Origin of the sequence: Lyngbya confervoides BDU141951 (assembly GCF_000817775.3) — a bacterium.
In the GTDB taxonomy this organism is placed as follows: Bacteria; Cyanobacteriota; Cyanobacteriia; order Thermosynechococcales; family Thermosynechococcaceae; genus Lyngbya; species Lyngbya confervoides.
Map to the genome: position 1 here is coordinate 196019 of NZ_JTHE03000079.1, position 19786 is coordinate 215804.

Annotated in this window: 18 protein-coding genes; 12 read left to right on the top strand and 6 right to left on the bottom strand. The window is 54.5% G+C overall.

From position 1 onward, the window contains the following. Positions 1 to 134: 134 nt before the first annotated feature. Together QQ91_RS14005 and QQ91_RS14010 are read left to right on the top strand one after the other, a co-directional pair. Positions 135 to 1487, top strand: coding sequence for a hypothetical protein (locus tag QQ91_RS14005; protein WP_166275608.1), 1353 nt, complete (start codon positions 135 to 137; stop codon positions 1485 to 1487). 78 nt (positions 1488 to 1565) lie between these two features. After that, a complete protein-coding gene (locus QQ91_RS14010) occupies positions 1566 to 2621 on the top strand; it encodes an AI-2E family transporter (protein WP_166275610.1) in 1056 nt (351 codons plus the stop codon). 33 nt (positions 2622 to 2654) lie between these two features. On the opposite strand, the gene QQ91_RS14015 is transcribed toward QQ91_RS14010, so the two are convergent. After that, positions 2655 to 3947, bottom strand: coding sequence for a serine hydrolase (locus QQ91_RS14015; protein ID WP_166275612.1), 1293 nt, complete (start codon positions 3945 to 3947; stop codon positions 2655 to 2657). A 147-nt stretch (positions 3948 to 4094) separates the two neighbouring features. Here QQ91_RS14015 and QQ91_RS14020 point away from each other — a divergent pair, with 147 nt between their 5' ends. Continuing rightward, a complete protein-coding gene (locus QQ91_RS14020) occupies positions 4095 to 5252 on the top strand; it encodes an NAD-dependent epimerase/dehydratase family protein (RefSeq protein ID WP_166275614.1) in 1158 nt (385 codons plus the stop codon). Here QQ91_RS14020 and rpaB read toward each other — a convergent pair. From rpaB to QQ91_RS14035, 3 genes are all read right to left on the bottom strand, one after another. After that, positions 5220 to 5969, bottom strand: a complete 750-nt coding sequence (gene rpaB / locus QQ91_RS14025; protein WP_349306868.1) for a response regulator transcription factor RpaB — start codon at positions 5967 to 5969, stop codon at positions 5220 to 5222. The genes QQ91_RS14020 and rpaB overlap by 33 nt on opposite strands. Before the next feature lie 345 nt (positions 5970 to 6314). Next, positions 6315 to 7487: a F420-0:Gamma-glutamyl ligase gene (locus tag QQ91_RS14030; RefSeq protein ID WP_166275616.1), complete on the bottom strand. Its 1173-nt coding sequence runs from the start codon at positions 7485 to 7487 to the stop codon at positions 6315 to 6317. 311 nt (positions 7488 to 7798) lie between these two features. Beyond that, positions 7799 to 8524 carry a TraB/TrbI/VirB10 family type IV secretion system protein gene (locus tag QQ91_RS14035; RefSeq protein WP_166275618.1) on the bottom strand — a complete coding sequence of 242 codons (726 nt, stop codon included), beginning with the start codon at positions 8522 to 8524 and terminating at the stop codon, positions 7799 to 7801. 423 nt (positions 8525 to 8947) lie between these two features. Between QQ91_RS14035 and QQ91_RS14040 the strand changes: the two genes are divergently transcribed. Further along, positions 8948 to 9502: a hypothetical protein gene (locus QQ91_RS14040; RefSeq protein WP_166275620.1), complete on the top strand. Its 555-nt coding sequence runs from the start codon at positions 8948 to 8950 to the stop codon at positions 9500 to 9502. 113 nt (positions 9503 to 9615) lie between these two features. On the opposite strand, the gene QQ91_RS14045 is transcribed toward QQ91_RS14040, so the two are convergent. After that, positions 9616 to 10050: an NUDIX hydrolase gene (locus tag QQ91_RS14045; protein WP_166275622.1), complete on the bottom strand. Its 435-nt coding sequence runs from the start codon at positions 10048 to 10050 to the stop codon at positions 9616 to 9618. A 111-nt stretch (positions 10051 to 10161) separates the two neighbouring features. Between QQ91_RS14045 and QQ91_RS14050 the strand changes: the two genes are divergently transcribed. From QQ91_RS14050 to QQ91_RS14060, 3 genes are all read left to right on the top strand, one after another. Beyond that, positions 10162 to 10737, top strand: a complete 576-nt coding sequence (locus QQ91_RS14050; protein ID WP_166275624.1) for a PepSY domain-containing protein — start codon at positions 10162 to 10164, stop codon at positions 10735 to 10737. A gap of 298 nt (positions 10738 to 11035) precedes the next feature. Continuing rightward, the gene (locus QQ91_RS14055) at positions 11036 to 12553 is read left to right on the top strand and encodes an efflux RND transporter periplasmic adaptor subunit (protein WP_166275626.1); all 1518 of its coding nucleotides are present in this window, start codon (positions 11036 to 11038) and stop codon (positions 12551 to 12553) included. 8 nt (positions 12554 to 12561) lie between these two features. Next, the gene (locus QQ91_RS14060; protein ID WP_201277116.1) at positions 12562 to 15819 is read left to right on the top strand and encodes an efflux RND transporter permease subunit; all 3258 of its coding nucleotides are present in this window, start codon (positions 12562 to 12564) and stop codon (positions 15817 to 15819) included. A gap of 73 nt (positions 15820 to 15892) precedes the next feature. On the opposite strand, the gene pgr5 is transcribed toward QQ91_RS14060, so the two are convergent. Continuing rightward, entirely contained in the window at positions 15893 to 16090 is a 198-nt protein-coding gene (gene pgr5 / locus QQ91_RS14065; RefSeq protein ID WP_166275630.1) for a cyclic electron transport protein PGR5, read from the bottom strand. A 400-nt stretch (positions 16091 to 16490) separates the two neighbouring features. Between pgr5 and QQ91_RS14070 the strand changes: the two genes are divergently transcribed. From QQ91_RS14070 to QQ91_RS14090, 5 genes are all read left to right on the top strand, one after another. Beyond that, a complete protein-coding gene (locus QQ91_RS14070; protein ID WP_250833359.1) occupies positions 16491 to 17177 on the top strand; it encodes a class I SAM-dependent methyltransferase in 687 nt (228 codons plus the stop codon). 88 nt (positions 17178 to 17265) lie between these two features. Then, positions 17266 to 18147, top strand: coding sequence for a DEAD/DEAH box helicase family protein (locus tag QQ91_RS14075; RefSeq protein ID WP_166275634.1), 882 nt, complete (start codon positions 17266 to 17268; stop codon positions 18145 to 18147). Then, positions 18144 to 18722, top strand: a complete 579-nt coding sequence (locus QQ91_RS14080) for a Uma2 family endonuclease (protein WP_166275636.1) — start codon at positions 18144 to 18146, stop codon at positions 18720 to 18722. The genes QQ91_RS14075 and QQ91_RS14080 overlap by 4 nt, the downstream gene beginning before the upstream one ends. Before the next feature lie 38 nt (positions 18723 to 18760). Further along, positions 18761 to 18988, top strand: a complete 228-nt coding sequence (locus QQ91_RS14085; RefSeq protein ID WP_166275638.1) for a hypothetical protein — start codon at positions 18761 to 18763, stop codon at positions 18986 to 18988. A gap of 585 nt (positions 18989 to 19573) precedes the next feature. Beyond that, positions 19574 to 19747 (top strand): hypothetical protein, encoded by a 174-nt coding sequence (locus QQ91_RS14090; RefSeq protein ID WP_166275640.1) that lies wholly within the window; start codon positions 19574 to 19576, stop codon positions 19745 to 19747. Positions 19748 to 19786 lie beyond the last annotated feature (39 nt).

The window sequence follows — 19786 nt, forward strand, 5'->3', positions numbered from 1 at the left end:
ATTGAACTCATTATGCGCAAAACCCCTGCCAAAATTATCGTTAGGCTGGGAGGGATGCGGTTATCACCAGCCGCCATCGGTGCGGTGATGGATTGTGTCCATTGCAGCAACCCTCTACAGGAGTGACACCCAGTATGTCTTTGACGGAATCCCTGGCCCAAGCTGGCCATCTGCGGCAGCAGGTCCTTGATGCCCTTTTAGAGGCGGAGGGGACCGCAGCCGTTGCCCTGGAAACCTACAGCGCCCAGAAAATGGCTCAGCTCTCCCAGTCTGCCTACAAGGGCAGCGATCGCACCGAATTTGTCCTGGATCAGTTTTTAACCGCAGGCCGTATCGACGGGCAATCTCCCCTAGACTGGTACCTGAGCCAGCATGCAGAGCTATCAGCCCAGGCGCGATCGCAAATTCAATCCTGGCAGCAGGGATTTTTAGGGCTGTTTCAGGTCATGGATCAAAGGAATAATCTCACCTTTGAGGTGATGAACTGGCTGACCGCAAAGCGATATGCCCTGGGGGTCTTCCCCGCCCAGAGCCCGGCTAGGCCGCTGCAGGTGGGGGAAGTGATTCAAGGTCATCTGGTCCCCCTGGACTCCACCCTTTGGATGTTCACAGGGCCACAGCTGCGTCTGGGTAAGCTGGGCGAGGCGAAGCTGGCTGTGGTCATCGGGAGTTTTCGCCAGAACCACGGTGAGTTCCTGTACGGGGATGCCCCGGATTTACTCGCGGCGGCTTGGGCCTCGGTGGAGCGCAGCCACCAGAGTTTCATGGACTTTTTTGGCGGACCCGTGGTGACGCTCTCGGGTGCCCAACTGCATCGTCAGCTGGAGGACTTTCAAGCCCATTTAGCCCAGCAGCAGATCGACGCCAGCGGGCTGGACGGATCTAAAACCCTGCAGGATCTGTCGGCGGAGGCGGGGCAATCGACGCATGAAGTGACCTCCCGGCTTGCGGCCCTGGGCCTGGATGCTCAGGCTAGCGAGCGACTGATCTCGGAGCGATCGCTGGCCCAGATGATGCGCCCCACCCTGGAACTGCCCCCATCGCTGCGCCATGCTCCCCAGGTGACCGTGATCACCGATGCTCGGGGCGGCCAGGTGTTTCTAGAGAACTATCAGGCCCTGTGCCAGACCCTGGCGCAGATCGACCAAACTCCACCGGACCAGCTTCAGACCCTGGCCCAGGCTTACCTAAGCGATCCCAACTTTAAGCCCTTTGTTTGGCAGCAGCTGGCCGAAGCGAGGCCCGAGGCCCTGGAGCAGTTTTTGCGGCGGGGCCTCAATCAGCCGCAGTTTGAGCTGCATCGAGATTTGGCGTCTTTACTGGCCCAATCTTGGGATGATCTGAGGCCCCAGCTGCCTGAAACGGCCAGCGTCCCACTGCATCTGCATGAATTGTTTCAGCGCGCCGTGGCAAAGGTGGGGGCACCCGCTGCCTCCAAGCAGTCTAGAAACAAGAGACCGTCCAGGTCCAAAGGTGGCTTTGGCTAGGATGATGCTGCATCTGTGTAACTCCAAGCCTCAGGAAAACTGATTTTTCCGGCTTGACCGCAACGGTTTGTGTCCACCATGTCCCAACCCTTCTTTGATTTGCTCAAGCGCCTGGATAACTCGATCCTGCTGCGATTTTTGCTGTTTTTTGCCTCTGGATGGGCCTTAATTTTACTCCTCAATTATTTGCAAACCGTCGTTATCATCTTTGTCTGCGCCTCAATTCTCTCGTTCTTGCTCAACTATCCGACGCGCTGGCTCCAGCGGTTTGTGCCTCGTCCGGTGGCGGCGCTGCTGGTTTTCTGGGTGGGGGTCATCCTGCTATTGGGAATTTTAGTGACGGTGGTGTTTGCGGTGGTGGCCCAGGGACCGGCCTTTGTGAACCGGGTAACTGAATTTTTCAACGCCCTCACGGATCTGGCAATGCAGGCCGAGCTGTTCTTTAAGGCTCGCGGAATTACGCTGAATATCGATGGCATTGAAGAGGGGTTTCGCAATCAGGTGCTGAGCCAATTGGGTTCGGGCTTTACCTTAATCACAGAAATTTTTAGTAATGTGGTGGGTCTGGTGCTCATTCTAGTAATTTCCTTCTTTATGCTCCTGGACTACGAGAATTTTTGGGCTACTGCGCGGCGTTTTGTGCCAGTAGCCCACCGCGATCGCCTGGCGGCCTCCCTGGAGCGAAATTTCCTGGGCTTTTTTCTGGGGCGCTTTCTGCTGGCGCTGTTTTTAACTGGCACCAGCTTTATTGTGTTTGTTGTGCTGAAGATTCCCCAGCCCCTACTGCTGGCCTTAATTGCCGGGGTGTTTGATTTAATTCCTGGGATTGGGGCCACGCTGGGCATTACGCTAATCTCCCTGATTCTGCTTCCCCAGGGACCCTGGAAAGCTGGCCAGGTCCTCGTCTCTTGCATTGTGCTCCAGCAAATTGAAGAAAATATGCTGATGCCGCGGGTCATGCAACAGTCTTTGCAAATGAGTCCGGTGGTGGTGTTCCTGGCCTTGTTAGTCGGGGCGCGCATCGCCGGGCTATTTGGACTGTTTTTAGCCATCCCTCTGGCGGGCGTGATCCTGAGCTTAATCGATCCTGGCCAGGCCTCCCTCTCCGCCAAGGAGGACCCCTGCGAAGATTAGGCCGGACCGGGAGATCTCCCCAAAGGCGATCCGCTAGCGGTTCAGCCCCTTGAAGTAGGCATAGACCGTTTTCGACACCCGCTGCACATAGTCGCGCCCGCGGGGATCGTTATAGGGCCGCCGCAGTAGGACGGAGATGACGTAGTCTTGTCCCCCCGGCATAAACACAATGCCGGCATCGCCAAGGGCAAAGCCAATATCCCCGGTTTTATGGGCAATGCTGGCTCCCCGGCCAATCCCCGGCACCAAAAGCGATCGCGTCTGGGTCAGCTTCAAAATGTAGAGGGCTCGCTGCCGACCCTGGGACGACAATAGATTTCCCTTAACCACCTTCGTCAGGACTGTGGCCAGATCGTGGGAACTCACCGTATTGGTGCCGGACAGGTCCGGCAACCAGTTGCGAATTTGGGTATCTTTCAGGCCCCAGCTTTGGAAGCGCCGATTCAGGTAGGCTGGCCCTCCCAGTCGGTGAATAATCATATTGGTGGCCGTGTTGTCGCTGGTTTCAATCATCTGGGTGAGGGTGTAGCGAGCCGAGAATCGACTCCAGTCCGGCAAGTCTTGCATATAGCCGGACCCGGAGGCCACCAGTTCGGGCCGCATCACCAGTGTTTCATCCAGGCTCACTTTGCCCGCATCAAGATCCTGCAGGTAGGCAATCAAAATCGGTAGCTTGATGACGCTGGCGGCAGGAAAGGGCGCACCGCCCTGGAGATCGGCATAGTCCCCATTGTTGAGATTTAAAACAAACACGCTGGGATCAACCACGGCATACTGGCTGTGCAGGGCCGCCAAGCGCTGGGTGAGCCAGCGCATTTCATCGCCGGCCTTGAGCACCCCTCCAATGGTGCCACCGCTCATAAAATTAGGCAGCACGCGGGGCACTGCGACATCAACGGGGCGATCGGGCAAATATTTCTGCGGTTCGGGGCCAGGCAGCTGAATGGACCATTTCTGGCGCGTGGTGGCCCTCACCTGAATCTGCTTTGGATCTAACCCGTAGCCGCTGTTCAGTTCCACCACAAGTCGCGTCGTTTGGCTATTAAACTGGCCGCTGCGCACTTCCTTGACATGGTGCAAACTCACGGGGCGTTTCGTTTTCAGCCGTCCAAGCTTGATCCCCGGAAGATCAACAATGAGCCGCGTTGGCGATCCAATCAAGCGAACCTGGGGACTAAACTCTTCGTCTGCATGGACGCTCAAAATTTTGCGCTGGCCATCGTAGTTCCAGCTGGTGAGCCGATTGGCCTCGACGGGATCACCGGATCCAATCACCAGCAGCAGCGCTAAACTGAGAGGCCAGGGTCTGTGCTTGAACCATGCCATGAGACTCTCCTTCTCGCTTTTCCTCCGCCTGAACCGGATGCCCCCCGCCATGATCGCGTGGTGCGCACCCCTCGGGACGGCCGCTGAGCGATCCAGTCTGGTTCCCATTATCCCGGTCAACCTCCGGTAATCGCTTTAAAGTTTGTTATGACCTCCTCTCACCCGGCTGATTTGGGCCTGAATCCCGCTGATATTGGGGCCTGGTACCGTCAAAAGGCCACCGCCGATCCCCTGGCTCCTCGTCTGCGATCGCTGCTGTCCTCGCGAATCTGCATCATGGGTGCTGCAGGTCAGGTGGGGTCTCACCTGGTGGCGAAGCTCTATGAACTGGGGATTGACCTTGAACAGATCGATCTCAACGACAATCTGAGCCTGGGACGACGGGATAATCTGCCGCCGCCCTGCCGCGAGGGTCTGGTGGTGCGATCGCACCGGGATTATGCCCTCAATCCTCCCCATCGTCCCGATCTGCTGCTATTTGTGGGCGGGCGATCCAGCGCCCCCCACTTTACGGGTTTAGCAGACGTGTTGAGTGAGCTGGAGACCTGGGCCACCCTGTTAGACTGGTGCGTGGCGGAGAACATTCGTCTGGTCTTTGCCTCCACGAGCAGCCTCTGTAAACAGCGCCCCTCCCGTGAGGATCAGCGCGTTTGGCCCGGATCGCTCTATGAGCTGTGCAAACTGATGATGGAGGACATGGCCATTCAGCAAAGCCTGGATCGGGGACTTCAGCTGCAAATTTGCCGATTTTTCTCAGTCTATGGGGTAACCGAGGCCCACAAGGGTAAATTTGCCAATCTCTACACCCAGCTACTCTGGCATGCCCTGGATCAAACCCCCTTTGAGGTGTGGGGACAACCCGATCACTTTGATCCCGGTGAGCAGACCCGCGACCTCATCTTTGCACCGGACGTTGCCCGGGCCATGCTGCACCTGCTTACCCTGCCCGTGCCGTCGCCCCATCTACAGGATATTTCCGACCTGGTTTACAACATTGGTCAGGGCAAGCCCCTCTCCGTGAAGGAGATGATTGCCCACATGGAAGCCATTTTGCCCCCTCCCCTTGCTCCGAAACTGCAGACAGTGGAGGTGCCCAGCACCCTTCCTAACTACGTGGTCCACACCTGGGGAGATCCGCAAAAGTTGATCAACTCCGGCTATCAACCCCTGTTTCCTGAAAATATTGACAACCTGAAATTTATTAGCTGCGCTCTATTTTTACCACCCGATTGGTATTGGGATCAGTTAACTCAAGTTCGCCAGGCAATCCTATCAAGCACTGGCAACCTGGGAGGAGGTGCTTGAGGTGCCCTGGAAGAAGTATCCCGTCCCCCAGTCGGTGTGAATATATTCAGGGTTTTTGGGGTTATCGCCAATCTTGGAGCGCAACCGGGAAACATGCACATCCACCACCCGCATGTCCGCATAATGCCGGGGACTATAGCCCCACACCTTCTGTAAGATATCGGCGCGAGACACGGTTTTGCCAGCATTGCTAGCCAGCAGCTCCAGCAGATCAAATTCCATTCCCGTCAGGCTAATGCGCTTGCCCTTGAGGAAAACTTGGCGCTTGTAGACCTCAATGCGCAGAGGACCCGCTTGGAGAATACCCGGTACGTCATCTTGACTGGCGGGATGGGGCACTCCTGGCTTTTTAAAGCGCCGCAGAATGGCATTGATGCGCTCTTCGAGTTCTTTAGGAGAAAAGGGCTTGGGCAGGTAGTCATCGGCCCCAAGCTGAAGGCCAGTAATGCGGTCTGCCACATCCCCCAGGGCCGTCAGCATCACAATGGGAATATCCGTGATTTTCCGAAGTTCTTGACAAACCTCTAGCCCGTTAAGCTTGGGCATCATCACATCCAAAACCACCAAATCTGGGGACTCTTGCTTAAAGACTGTTAAGGCTTCCTCACCATCCGTTGCCAAGACCACATCATAGCCAGCCATAGTTAAGCGTGTCGAGAGAATCCGGCGAATCATGGGTTCATCATCGACAATTAGAATTTTACTCTTACTGCTCACTAATTTTGCCCCAACACTTTTATTAATCGTTTTTTGAAAATAAGCTTGTAGCGATCCTTTAATCCTTTCGGGTAGGAAACAGGTTTATAGGGGTTTGCCAGTCTAGATTTGTGATAACCCTCCATTTTTGCTGGAATTAAAGATTTTACTCATTGATTCACAGTGCTAAGGCAAACTAAGGTTTGTATATACTTGATTACAAATCATAACAGACTTTCGGCGGCCTCTGGAGGGAATTGAGAACGTTTCCCTGCCCGGATTTCCGCTGATTGCATCAATCCGGGCGGTGCAAGCACTGGTCTCCTCCAGGGGCGATCGCGCCGGGGGGAGGGGGCCAGTTTGGGTTCAGTTTGAGGGACGTTTGGGGCGGATCAGCACCACCGGGGTTTGCTCATCGCCATTGCCTGCGGGATTATCGCGCAGGGCGGATTCTAAAATGTTCAAGGAAACATCTGAGGAGGCCGCCAGGGTTTTCACTCGCTTCAAGTCATTCACATCCACGATGGCCGCCCCCAGTTTTGTGGCAGTTTGAATCTGATCCACCACCTGATCCGGCTGATCCGGACCCAGGACGATAAATTGGTCAAAGGGCGGCAGGGTTCCCGTAACATCGTCAATTAGACGGGCCTGCTCTCCGGCCAGGCGATAAAACATGCCAGGAATGCGGAAAATCTTGGCAACCGATCCCAGCAGAAATGCCAGCAGGACGCGGCCAGGTCCCACAATATCCACCAGGGCTTGCATACCGCAGGCTGTGGCCAGACTGGAGGTGGGCATAAAGAAATAGCAAAGGTGGGTCGCAACCCATCCGGGCTGAATCTCGCTAGGATGGCGCCAGCGCCCCTGCATGATGGCAATGGGAGTTTCTCCAATGGCAACAATGTCGCCTGGTTGGGCGTGGGGGACCACGTAGCGCTGCACAATTTCCACGTAGTCATCGAGAGGGTTCAGGAGGTGAGTGGGAATGGGCAAAATGTCCGCCTTGGGGGTGGACTTCCAGGCAGGCATGGCCTGGGGGTCAGGAAACTGCAGGGGAATAACCGCGTGCTGGGTTTTAGATAAGCGCCCCCTGGGACCGTAGGAAATATAGTGCAGCTTGACCCAAATGGCTTTGAGCGCTTCCAGGTTAGACCCTCGCAGATCCAGGGTGACTTTAATCTGGGTTTGCTTTTTCCGCTTGACAATATAGGCGAACCAGTAGTCGTCCTGGCGAGCGGGTTCATCCGGGTGTTGGGGAGTGACGGTGATTTCCGGGGTGATACCACGCACCGAAGCCTTAGACAACAGCTGAATCTCTGGCTTGAGTTCTGGAATCATGACCTCCAAATCATCCAGGGGGTTTCGGAAGGTTTGTATTCCCACCAGTTGATAGTGGTCTGGATCTTGCCGTGTCAATCTCCATTCCCCAGGCGGCACCTCCAGGGTGTTGCCCCGATGCCGCCGATACGGAATTTCCAGACCAATCCACCCGAGCAGAACAAGCGCGCCTGCCCCAAGAGCAATAATCCCCTGAATCATGAAATGTTTCTTCCTGCCTCACAATGAACTCAAGCCACGATCTTGCCCGCCAAGGGCATGGATTCACCCTAGGGGGGGCAATCTATACGATGCTCCCAAGCCTCCAGGGTTACTCCGAGGGGGGGAGGAAAGCATGGGCGACCGGCGCTGATCGTTGAACAGCTAATACCTTACAGAAAGAGGTCAAAGTTTGAAAGTCCTAGGACGCTTCTGGGTCTGAGATCGGCTTGGCCAGAGATAAAAAAGCCTGCCCAAAGGGACAGGCTTTGACTGGCATTCTTCAAGGTGAAACGCAATGATGGGGGACGGCCTCAATCGATTTCAAAGTCTTTGGTGAGACGCAAGTCCAGGTCTCGGTTTGGATCAATGGCGACCAGGTCATCGCGATCGCGACGGCGGAGGTCGCGGGATCGGCCAAATAAATCGCCGCCTCTGCCTAAGACCTCCCCAAGCCCTTGCCTCCGACCCAGTTCGCGGCTGAGAATAGTCCCGAGAATCACCGTTGCCACGTCTGAGGAGGGTCCGCGTCTAGCTTGCCGATACCGGGGATAAATCGTCTCGGATCGCGCGTTGAGGTTGTAGCGACGTCCGTTGGGCAGCCGGACATAGTCTGCTTCGTAGCGGATGCCGCCATCGTGAGACCTGAGGCGCCCTTCAATTTGGCTGCCCTTGGGAATCAGGATGTTGCGCGTCGTATCGCTGCGAATGTCCCGCTCCACCAGCAGGGTTAGGGACTCGGAGTCGTTTTTATCAATTAAGATGCGATCGCCGTAGCGCGACACGGTGGGGATTAAGGCCCCCTTATAGAGTTTGCCCTCAGGATTGTAATAGCCCCAATCTTGACGGTTTTCAGGCCAATTTCTCTCAAAACGGTCATTCCTTGGCCAGTTACGTTGATCGCGATCCTTGCGATCCGATCGCTGACAGAAATATCCACCGCTAATGCGCTCGCAGCGGTCGGTCACCTCATCAAACCAGTCATTGTCATCGGCTCGCGCTACGCCCGTGGTGAAGCTCAGCACAGAACTCAGCGCCATGATGCCCGCCAGCATCTTTCCCAATGTTCGGTGTGATCTGGTTCGATGTGATCTGGTTCGGTGTGCCGTTTTCATAAGCAATCATCCCCTTTCTCTAGAACCCGCATAAAAATTCTTGATGTACTTTACTGACGCACAAATCATTCAGAATGTTGCCAAGTCTTGGAGAGCCTTTTGATTCGAAGATTAGGGGTAAGTCCACGCCGAAAGATCTCTGGGGGGGCCGCGGTCCATTGCCGGTTGACCCACCTTCCTTAACGGGTAATGATAGGAGTCCGTACCCAACTGCATCAGCGCCGTCCTCGCAGCCTTCGAGGCAGCCTCTGTGTCCTCACGGCGGCGGGCAGCGCCAGCCCCCTGGGCGGCAGGATCCGGTGAGTTCTCTGAAGTCTTTATTTGTCCTCTTTCTCGGAGATTTTTTATATGAGTAGCCCCTTAGAGAATCAGGCGAAGGTTTGGGTACAAACCCTGTCGAGCCAACAGACTCTTTCTGCCTATCAAGCGGTTCTGGAATCGTTGCTGGCCACCCTTAGGGCTCTGTGGGAGGCCCTCAAGGTGACCTGGGATATTCTCAAGGAAACTGGCAAGCTGCTCTGGCTAGTCCTGTGTTTGGGCCTGGTGGCCTTTGACTGGATCTGGGATGGTGGAAGTCAGCTGGTGTCCAAAACCAAGGCGATTACAAAGCAAGCGTCAAATCCCAGTAGTGAGCACTACTTTGCAGATGCGAGTAAAGCCCTGCTAGAAGCGAGCAAGTCCAGTGCCGTCAAAGCGGTTGCCCAGGCCCGAGAGCAGCTGGGTCTACCGCAACAGGACCGCCCGGCTCGACCGGATCCTCAGCCGGGAAGTGCAGCGGTAGCGGTAGATCGTGTCAAAAGCGTGAAAAGTTCAGCGGCACCGGAGCCAGCCGCCGATCCCCAGGAGGCCAAAGCAGATTCCACTAAAGATTCGGCTACTTCCCCGGAAGCCGCAGATGCTTGATCTGCTTTTTTGTGGACTGAACTTTCACCGGTAGCCCCTCTGCCGAAATCCAGCCTGCTCTCAACCCCTGGGGCTAATTCCATCAAGGCCCTAGGCGTTTTGAGAATCTGGACTTAAGCGCCGCTTTGCAGCTTTGACAGAAAGGCTTCAAGGGCACGCAGGTGGGGTTGACCAATGGGTTGAATCTGGCCAGATTTTTGAGAGTAGCAGGCCCCTAACTCTATCTGAGACCGTGAGAGCAGGGCCATATCCCACCCTTCCTGCAGGATGAGGCTCTGGATCGGCACTCCAAGCTCGGCAGAAAACACGTGGCGATCAACCTGGCGATCGCCCTTGTTGCCCAGGTAGATAAGCTGATCAGGACGGTAGCAGATTTCCTCCCAGAGCTCACGGCGCAGTCCCTGCTCAGGGGATTCCCCTGGCTCTAGGTGCCCTCCAAACAGACCCCAGTGACCAGGGTAAACGATGGTGGGTAGGGGATCACGCAGCTGCATGAGAAAGCGCCAGGGATTGCGCTGATATAAAATGGCGATGGCAACGCGCTTCATCCCAGTTCTTGAGCCCTCCGTTGAACTTGAGCCCTCGGTTTGACAGGAGTATCCTAGCAGAATCTTCCCCGCTGGATAATTTCCCCTTGACATCCTTCATCGTTGCCAACCATGAAACAGGTCGACTGGTCTCAGGTCCGTAAAATTCATCGCAAGATAGCCCCTCTCCTATTCCTGCCCCTGTTGATCAGCGCGGCCACCGGAGTGCTGTATCGGATTGGACGCAGCTGGTTTCAGATCCCCCTGGCTTGGGCAAATTTGCTGTTGAATCTGCATCAAGGGGAGTATTTAGGAGAAAAATTGGTTCCCGTGTATGTCCTCTCCCTTGGATTAGGGCTCTTAGGGCTGCTGGTCACCGGATTGGTCCTCTTCTTTCGGCGCAATCATCCCCTACGGATTGCGCTCAGCAGCCCATCAAGACGGCAAATTCACCGGATGGCCGCAATTCTGGGGGCGATTCCCCTATTTGTTAGCGCCATAACCGGAATCGCCCTCCGCATTGGAAAAGATTGGCTGGGGCTGGCCCCATCTCAAACCGCACTGTTGCTCAAGATCCATCAGGGATCCTATTGGGGCGATCAGGGACGGCCCTTCTATATTCTGTGGGTGGGGTTGACCCTGGGGCTGTTGCTGGGGACGGGTCTTCCCATGACGCGAATTTTCTCGTTGCCTCGCCGGATCCGCTAGCGGCTTAGGGTATCAGTTTTAAGAGGAAAGGATCTAGAACTTAAGGACTATTTTAACCTGGTCCTTAAGTTCTTTCATAAATTCGATCCACTGGTCCTTGCTGTGACCGTGAGCGGGGATTAGCATAACCGTAAAACTTTGCTCACGCCCTATCAACGGGGCTATAGTAGCTAATGATTCTTTATTTTTGAAAAGATCTGTTTTATTTCTTTGGAAAAGCATTCCAATAGCCTTTTTTCACAGTTGAGCAGATGAAACTGTTATGAGCGAGCGTTATCAGCGTCTCAGATGGAGATTGATGGGCAGGGGTGTGCTGACCACTGCGCTCTTCGTCGCCACGGCTGGGTGTTCCGTGGTTCGCGATCAAGCCGTGGAGGCCCAGGGGCCTTCCAATCGGGGACGTCGGCAATCGGGGCCGGTGTCGGTGGATGTGGCGATCGCCCAACAGCAGCTGCTCAGTCCACCCGTTCAATACACAGGAACCACTCAACCGCTGCGTGAGGTCTCTCTGCGCGCTCAGGCAGAGGGGAAGCTGCTGTTTTTAGGCGTAGATGTGGGGGACCGGGTTGAGGCAGGCCAAACGGTTGCTCAACTCGATGACAATTTACTGCAGGGTGCCTTAAATGAGGCGCGAGCCGAATCCGCAGCCCAGCAATCTGCAGTCTTAAGTGCTCGCAGCCGGGTCGGCAGTGCCACCACTCAGGTCGGCCAAGCGCGCCTGTCCCTAGAGCAAGCCCAGGGCAATATTGCCCGCTTAAAAAACGCCTGGCGCGCCCGCATCGAAGATGCCAAGCTTGAAGCCCAGCAAACCCAGAGTGATGCCCAGCGGTTGACCACTCTAGCCACTCAGGGAGCCGTCCCTGAGCAGCAAGCAGAGCAGGCCCGCACCGTGGCCCGACAGGCTCAGCAAGCGCTTCTCGATCAGCAGGCCCAGGCCAGTCAGGAAATCACTCAGTCCCAAACCGAAGCAAACATTGCCCAGCAGTTGCTGCAGGCAGCCCAAGCCCAAGTGCAAATTGAACAGCAGGGAGTCACTGCCTCCCAAGGCCAGCTTGCTGCAAGACGGGCTTCCCAGGCCCAAGCGGAGGAGCGACGTTCCTACGGCACCCTAACCGCTCCTCTCAGAGGTGTGGTGTTGGCGCGAACCACTGAAGAAGGCAACTTAGTGCAGGCTGGCAATGAAATCTTAAAAATCGGGGACTTTAGCCAGGTCAAGGTCATCGTTCAAGTCTCAGAGCTGAATTTACAAGATCTCCAGGTCAATCAACCCGCTCAGGTGCGGCTCGATGCCTTTCCAGATCAAACCTTCTCAGGTCGAGTGAGCCGCATTTCTCCAGCCGCCGATCCCCAAACCCGGCTTCTGCCCGTGGAGATCACCCTGCCCAACCCCTCCGGAAAAATAGGCAGTGGTCTTCTCGCGCGAGTCACCTTTGCCCCGGAAACGGCACGGGTTGTGATTCCCGAGACAGCCCTGACTGCAGGAACGAGGGAGCGTCGTGGCGGCGGCGGCCCAGCGGCCAACGCCGGGACAGCACCGCCTCAGGCCAAACGGCAACCCTCCGATCAGGACAAAAAAACGCCCTCCCCGGCCAGCAACGACCAAAAGCCCCGGATCTTTCTCCTGAAATCTCGGGATGAAGACCCGCTGGTGGAGGCCCGCCCCGTTCAATTGGGCAAACGGGCCAATGGCGAGGTGGAAGTGCTGTCCGGTCTCAAGCCAGGGGAGTTCTTTGTGGTTCGCAGTAGTGGCCCTTTGCAATCGGGAGATGCCGTGCAGCTGAGTTTTCTTTCTCCTTCACCACAGGGGGCAAAATAGCGATGGGCATGTCTTCCCAAGGCTTTAGCCTCAGCGGTCTATCGATTCGGCGGCATATCGGCACCTTGATGTTAACGATTGCCGTATTTGTCATCGGTTTATTTATCATCTCCAGTCTTCAGGTGGATTTGTTACCCACCATTACCTATCCGCGCATTGGAGTTCGCGTCAACGCACCGGGGATTTCTCCAGAGGTTGCCGTCGATGAAATTACTCGTCCCTTGGAAGAAGCCCTGTCTGCAACCGAGGGCGTGACCCAGGTCTATTCCCAAACCAGGGAGGGAAGAATTAGTCTGGATTTATTTTTTCGCCCAGGCGGAGATATTGATCAAGCTCTCAACGAAGCCACCGCAGCGCTGAACCGAGCCCGTGGATCCTTGCCGGATACGGTGGAGTCGCCCCGGCTGTTTAAGTTTGACCCCTCCCAACTCCCCATCTATGAGCTAGCCCTCACCTCGCCAACCCTGCCGGGAAGCGAACTGCGTGCCTTTGCAGAGGACCAATTAGCGCGGGAGCTACGGGTCATTCCAGGGGTTTCTTCGGTGGATGTGAGCGGATCTGCGGCTGAAGAAGTACGGGTCATCGTAGATTTTAATCGCCTGCAAGCCTTGGGAGTGGGCTTGACCGATGTCTTGAATGCCCTGAGAGAACGAAACCAAGATATTTCCGGCGGGCGGATTCAGGGCGAGATTTCAGAACCCTTAACTCGAACGCTGGGGCGGTTTCAGTCTGCCCAAGATCTACGAGATTTGCCCCTCCCTTCCGGTGAAGCGACGGATCTGCCGGAAAATTCCCTTCCGCTGTCTGGACTATCCCCTCGCCGCCTTTACCTTCGGGATGTGGCCCAAGTGATCGATGGAACGGAACAGGAGCGAGTGTTTGTTTCGTTGAACCAACAGACGGCGGTGAAGGTCAGCATTCAAAAGCAGCCAGACGCCAATACCATTGCCGTGGTTGATGAGATTCAGCAGCGGTTGGCAGAACTTCGAGAGGCGGGAATCATTCCAGCCGATGCGGTGTTGACCTCAACCCTGGATGAATCAAAGTTTATTCGAAATTCCATTGCCACCGTGCTGGGGTCAGGCCTCTCGGGTGCCGTTTTGGCGGCCATCGCCGTGCTGCTGTTTCTTGGCTCGCTGCGCCAAACCTTGATTATCGTGCTGGCCATTCCGTTGGCAACCCTGGCCGCCGTCATTTTAATGGGACTCTTTGGGCTGTCCATTAACGTTTTTAGTTTAGGGGGCTTGGCCTTGGGAGTGGGCATTGTGGTGGATAATTCCATTGTCATGCTGGAAAATATTGCCCAGGGATCGGGGATGACGCCGGGCCAAGATGCCGTGGCCCAGATCAGGCCCCTCCAGTTTTTGCGCCAGTCGGCCCAGAGTGCGCGGGAGGTGGAATCCGCCCTGGTGGCTGCGACAAGTACCAACTTGGTAGCGGTGTTGCCCTTTCTGTTACTGGGGGGATTTTTTGCGCTGCTGTTTCGGGAACTCATTTTAACGGTCAGTTTTGCCATCGCAGCCTCGATTCTAATTGCCATTACCGTGGTGCCCATGGCCACCTCAAGACTGCTGGCCATTCCAAAGGTGAGTGGCTTGAACCAGTTCTGGTTGCTGGTGCAATTTAATCGGCGGTTTCTGGCTGCAACGAACCGCTACCGCCAAGCCTTAGCCTGGGTGCTCCAGCGGCGTCTAAGCGTGATTCTTGCGGTGATACTGGTTTTGGGAGGCAGCGGCTGGTGGATGGCTGGGCAACTTCCCCAAGAAATTTTGCCCCGGATTAACACCGGTCAGGCAAGACTCATTGCGCGATTTCCTGCAGGCACGCCCCTAGAGTCAAACTTGCGGGTCATGGCGCAGGTCGATGAGATTTTGATGAACCAGCCGGAAACTGATGACGTGTTCTCCACCGCGGGCGGATTTTTGTTTGGCACCAGCACCAGCGAAAACCCCCTGCGCGGCAGCAGCACCATTACCCTGAAGCCCGGTACGGATGTGGATGCTTATATCGAACGAGTGTCTCAGGAATTTGATCAACTGAACTTGGTAGACGTTTTGCTGCGCTTGAGTCCTGGGGAAGTGCGCGGTCTAATCACCAATAACTCTCCGGTGCGCGGGGCCGAAGTGGATATCGGTTTGCAGGGGGAAGACCCCGTTGCCTTAGCAGCGGCTGGAGAACAGGTTTTGCAAGTCCTGGAGGAGCAGGTGTCCGCAGCTCGGTTTCGCCCCGATGCCGACGAATCTGAATCTGAATTTCAGATTCGGCCCGATTGGGATCGGGCTGCTGCGGTGAACTTAACCGCTCAAGAGATTGGGGCTACGATTCAAACCGCCATTGAAGGATCTGTGCCCACCCAATTGCAGCGCGGGAATCGTCTCATTGATGTGCGGGTAGAGCTAGATGAGGCAGCAATTTCGTCGCCGTCCCAACTCAATCAGCTTCCCCTCTTTGTTGGCAATGGGCGCGCGGTTCGCCTAGGAGACGTGGCCAGCATTGAGGAGGGACAGGCTCCTAGCGAAGTTCAGCGGATCAATCAGCAGCAGGTTTTCCTGATGGCGGGCAACCTGAATGAAGGCGCCAGTCTCAGTCAAGCCTTTGCTGAGGTGGAGCAGGCCCTGGCTCAGGTGGAACTTCCGCCGGGCATTTCTCTGCTGCCCAGTTCAGCGGCAGAGACCAACCGTCAGCTACAATCAGCGCTGCAGATCCTGGGGGGACTGGCTATCTTCCTGGTCTTTGTGGTGATGGCCGTTCAGTATAATTCGCTGGTGGACCCCTTAGTGATTCTGTTCACCATTCCACTGGCAATGACGGGGGGAATTTTGGGGCTTTATGTGACCCAAACAGCCGTTGGCGCAACGGTTGTGGTTGGCGCTGTGCTCTTGGTTGGGATTGTGGTGAACAACGCCATCATCATGATTGAGCTGGCGAATCAAATTCGTGAACGCGAAGGCATAGATCGCCAAGCCGCTATTCTCAAAGCTGCTCCCCAGCGGCTACGGCCCATTTTAATGACCACCATTACCACGGTTTTGGGCATGTTCCCCCTGGCCTTGGGCATTGGAGAAGGGTCAGAGTTTCTCCAGCCCTTGGGGATTGTGGTCTTTTCCGGCCTATCCCTAGCGACGGCGCTCACTCTATTTGTGATTCCTTGCTTTTACCTGCTTCTACATGGGGGGCCGGGGAACGGGAAAGAATCTCTAACGGCTGAGTCCCCATTCATTGCAGAGGAAGAGGAAGCAGCCCCTTCCCAAGCCCTTCCCCGGTAGAACGGATTGCTGGGCAATGTGCAGTGCCTTTGCCAGGCCGTTTGGAGACTGGTTTGAGACGTCTCCCAAGGGGCTATGCGAGCAGGCCCAGGATTTTTCCGTTATCGCGTGCCATGCGGATGTAGTTCTGGCGCTCGGTGCGATCGATGCCCAAACGGTTACAAACGTTGGTGATGACCTTCGAGTGCAGCGCGATCGCCTTTCCACGCAGCTTTATAAATTGAGTCTGTCCCATGGCGCTCTTGAGGATGATCACGAGTGGTGCGAACATGTCGGACTTCCTTTGCTTGTAAACTTATGTAAATTATCGTAACAAAAAGTTTACAAAAATGCAAAAACTCTAAAATCCTTTACTGGCAAGGAATGGGTGGATTAAATCTTGATCGGTGCTGCCGGAATTCCTGTGGGAGGTTGACAAAATGCTATCGCTTTAATAAGCGAGAGTGATTATTCTGCACCTTAGGAGACCCTCCGCTTCATCCGCGGATGGAATCTTAGCCTGGGTTCTGGCAGGTTTTGACCAGGACGATTCCCTTAGGTGCCGCGTCACTGGGGCTGCCGGTTGCGAAGCTGAACGCTCTGGGCTTTCCCTGCGCCGAAAATCCGGTGCGGTAGGATATCAGGGCCTCACAATTGATCGTTTCACCCGCGGTTCTATGGGTTTTAGTCAAGTGCCTCAACTTCAGAAGGTGGCTGGTTTGTTTGACCAATGGGCCAGCAGCGATCGCGCTGCTCAGATGGCCGATGGTCATGGACATTTGATGCAAGCCCTGCTCGCTGACCTTGATTCCGGTTTGACTGCTCTGGGGACATGCTTGGACCTGGGTTGTGGACCTGGGCGGTTTCTGGGGCTAGCTGCGGATTTCGGTTTTCAAGATCTCTGCGGCATTGATGCCTCTGAGCAAATGGTGGCTACGGCCCGGCAAGCTGTGCCCCTGGCTGATATTAGGGTTGGCCCCTTTGAGGCCCTGCCTTGGCCGGAGCAATCCTTTGATCTGGTAGCGTCCATCGAGGCGCTGTATTACTGTTTACAGCCCGATCTGGCACTGCGGGAAGTCCATCGAGTTCTCAAACCCGCAGGACGCTTTGATCTAATTATTGACTATTACGCAGAGTCTTCGGGGACCGAGTCCTGGCCGGAGGGGCTGGGCTTTGAGATTACGCGATGGGCCAGTTCAGACTGGCAGGCGGCATTGGAGCAGGTGGGCTTCCAGGTGTTGCGATCGCAACGAATTTATCATCCCCAAGCCTCGGAGATAGGGAAAAGGTGGACCCCATCGGTATGGTTTCCCACTGCTCAAAGTTATGCCCGTTACCTCAAGGATGGGGCTTTGTGGATTACGGCCAAGAGCGGCTGAGGTGACAGTCATCTTCCAGGAATATTCTCTAGAAAAAGAAGTTTTTCCTGTATTCCTTGGGGTAATTTAGCATTTAAGATGCTTTAGTATGAGCAAAACTTTCTTTAGCCATCCGATTCTGAACTCGCCCTACGACTATCCGGGCAAACACTGGGAACTCGATGCTGATGGGCAGCCGACCCAGAAAATTATTGGGACTCGGCGAGAGGCTAAGTTTCAAGCCCCCATTCCTAAACCCAAAAAGCGCAGTAAAGGGCAAACCGATGCTGAACAGCAGAGCCTAACCTTTGAGACGCAGGGGCTATCGGATGAGTCGCAAAAGTATGATTTGTTTTACTTTATCAACAGTATTCGGGCTAAGGTCAATGCTTGGCGGCAGATACCAAATCCGAGTGATTGGAAGGTAACACCGGAAACGGTTCGACTGCTTCAACATTGGCGGCATCACAATTTTCAATCCATCCGACCGTTTTTTTGTCAGGTGGAGGCGGTGGAAACGGCCATTTGGTTGGCGGAAGTTGCGCCGAATGGCGGCGTTCAGGATAAAGCGTTTTTAGACCATATTTTGTCAGTCAATGGAGAGGCGAATCCTGAGTTGCTGCGAGTTGCCCTGAAGTTAGCGACGGGGGCGGGCAAAACAACTGTGATGGCGATGCTGATTGCGTGGCAGACGATCAATGCGGTGCGGCGTCCTCAAAGCAGACGGTTTACGCGCGGTTTTTTGGTGGTGACGCCTGGGATTACGATTCGCGATCGCCTGCGGGTGCTTCAGCCCAATGATACAGAGAGTTACTATGCCCAGCGGGAGTTAGTGCCCACCAGTATGCTGCCGGATTTGCAAAAGGCCAAGATCGGAATTACGAACTATCACGCCTTTAAGCAACGGGTGTGTCTCCAAGGGGAGTTTACCGAGTTTGTTCAGATTGAGTCAGAATTTAAGCAGTTGAATGAGAGGTTTCGTCAGCCATGACTGTCGCAATTTCACCCCCAAAAACTTACACCGCAGCAGAATATTTGGCGTTAGAGGTTGAGTCTGCGGTACGGAGCGAATTTCGGAATGGAGACATTGTTGAGATGACGGGCGGCACACCGGAACATAACGAGATTACTGGGATGTTAATTTTTCTGCTGAGGGCGAGTTTACGGAAAAAGCCCTACAGCATTTTTGTGACGGATCAGCGGTTGTGGATACCGGAGGCCAATCTTTATACCTATCCCGATGTGATGGTGACGCCGCGACCGCCAGAGCTACAACCGGAGCGAACCGATACGGTGATGAATCCCATGATGATTGCGGAAACGTTGTCTCGGTCTACGCAAAGCTATGACCGGGGGGATAAGTTTGCAGCGTATCGGACGATTGAGGCTTTGCAGGACTATGTGCTGATCGATCAGTACCGTCCGCAGGTGGAACATTATGTGAAACAGGCGGAAAATCAGTGGTTATTGACGACCTACAGCGGTTTGGATGCAACCTTTAGGCTGGATTCGGTGGGGGTGGAGGTTGCATTGGCAGAATTGTATGAGGCGGTTGAGTTTGAGTGAGAAGTTTTCCCGCAAAGATTTGTGATTGGGAGGTCTTGATGCTGAAAAGCTATGAAGCAATTTACAAAAATGGTCAGTTCGAGTGGTTGCATGAAGAACCAGCCGAGCGATCGGCTCGTGTGATTGTGACGGTTTTGGAGGTTATCGATCCAGAGCAACCGATCCGACGCCGCGTTCCCCCTGCCTCGATTGCGGGGAAGGCGCAAATCTTAGGGGACATCGTTAGCCCAATTGTGGATGAGGAAGATTGGGAATGTTTGAAGTAATCAATCGAGCTGGATGCAAATTATTTGAAGGAGTACTGTAGACGACGGTGACCATATATAACTACCGAATGTCAAGCCTAGTCATTTTTTATAAATAAAACCATGGAATTTTGGGTCGGAGTTACAGACAATAAATGGTATAATTTCTTGACAGATCTGAGGCCAGATGAAGTTAATTTCTGGCAGCCTAGCGGACCCCCCCATTAAAAAAAAGAATAGAGCTATTTCTTTTTAAGTTACATAGTCCTCTGAACTATATTGCTGGAGGTGGTTATTTTGTGGACTATACTAATCTGCCAATTTCACTAGCTTGGGAAGTTTTTGGAGTTCAGAACGGAGTTGACAATTACTCCGAATTTCGACAGAAAATTCTCGATTATAGAGAGTCTCATGGACGATTTCGTGGGATTGATCCTGAAATTGGTTGCAGCATATTGTCACAACCCTTCTTCTTTGATCGAGAGGACTGGATTCCCATTCCAGAAGATTGGAAATTAAATATCGTCAGAGGAAAAATGGTAACCGTCCCAGGGTCGAACGAAAAAATGAGCGTTTTAGGGTCGCCAGTCGATTAAGATACAGAGCATGAGTTCTTCGATCACCATTGCGGGGATTGACATCCCTCAAGCAGACTGGGATGCAACGCCAGAGAGTGTCAAACTGCTGGTGACAGTGTTGAGTGAGCGATTAGCCCATATCGAAGAGCAACTGCACCAAAACTGTAACTACTCAGGCTTAAAAAAATCAGGTCATTTCTGAAGATTGCGAAAAGAGGAGATAAGCTAGTTTTGCAAGACA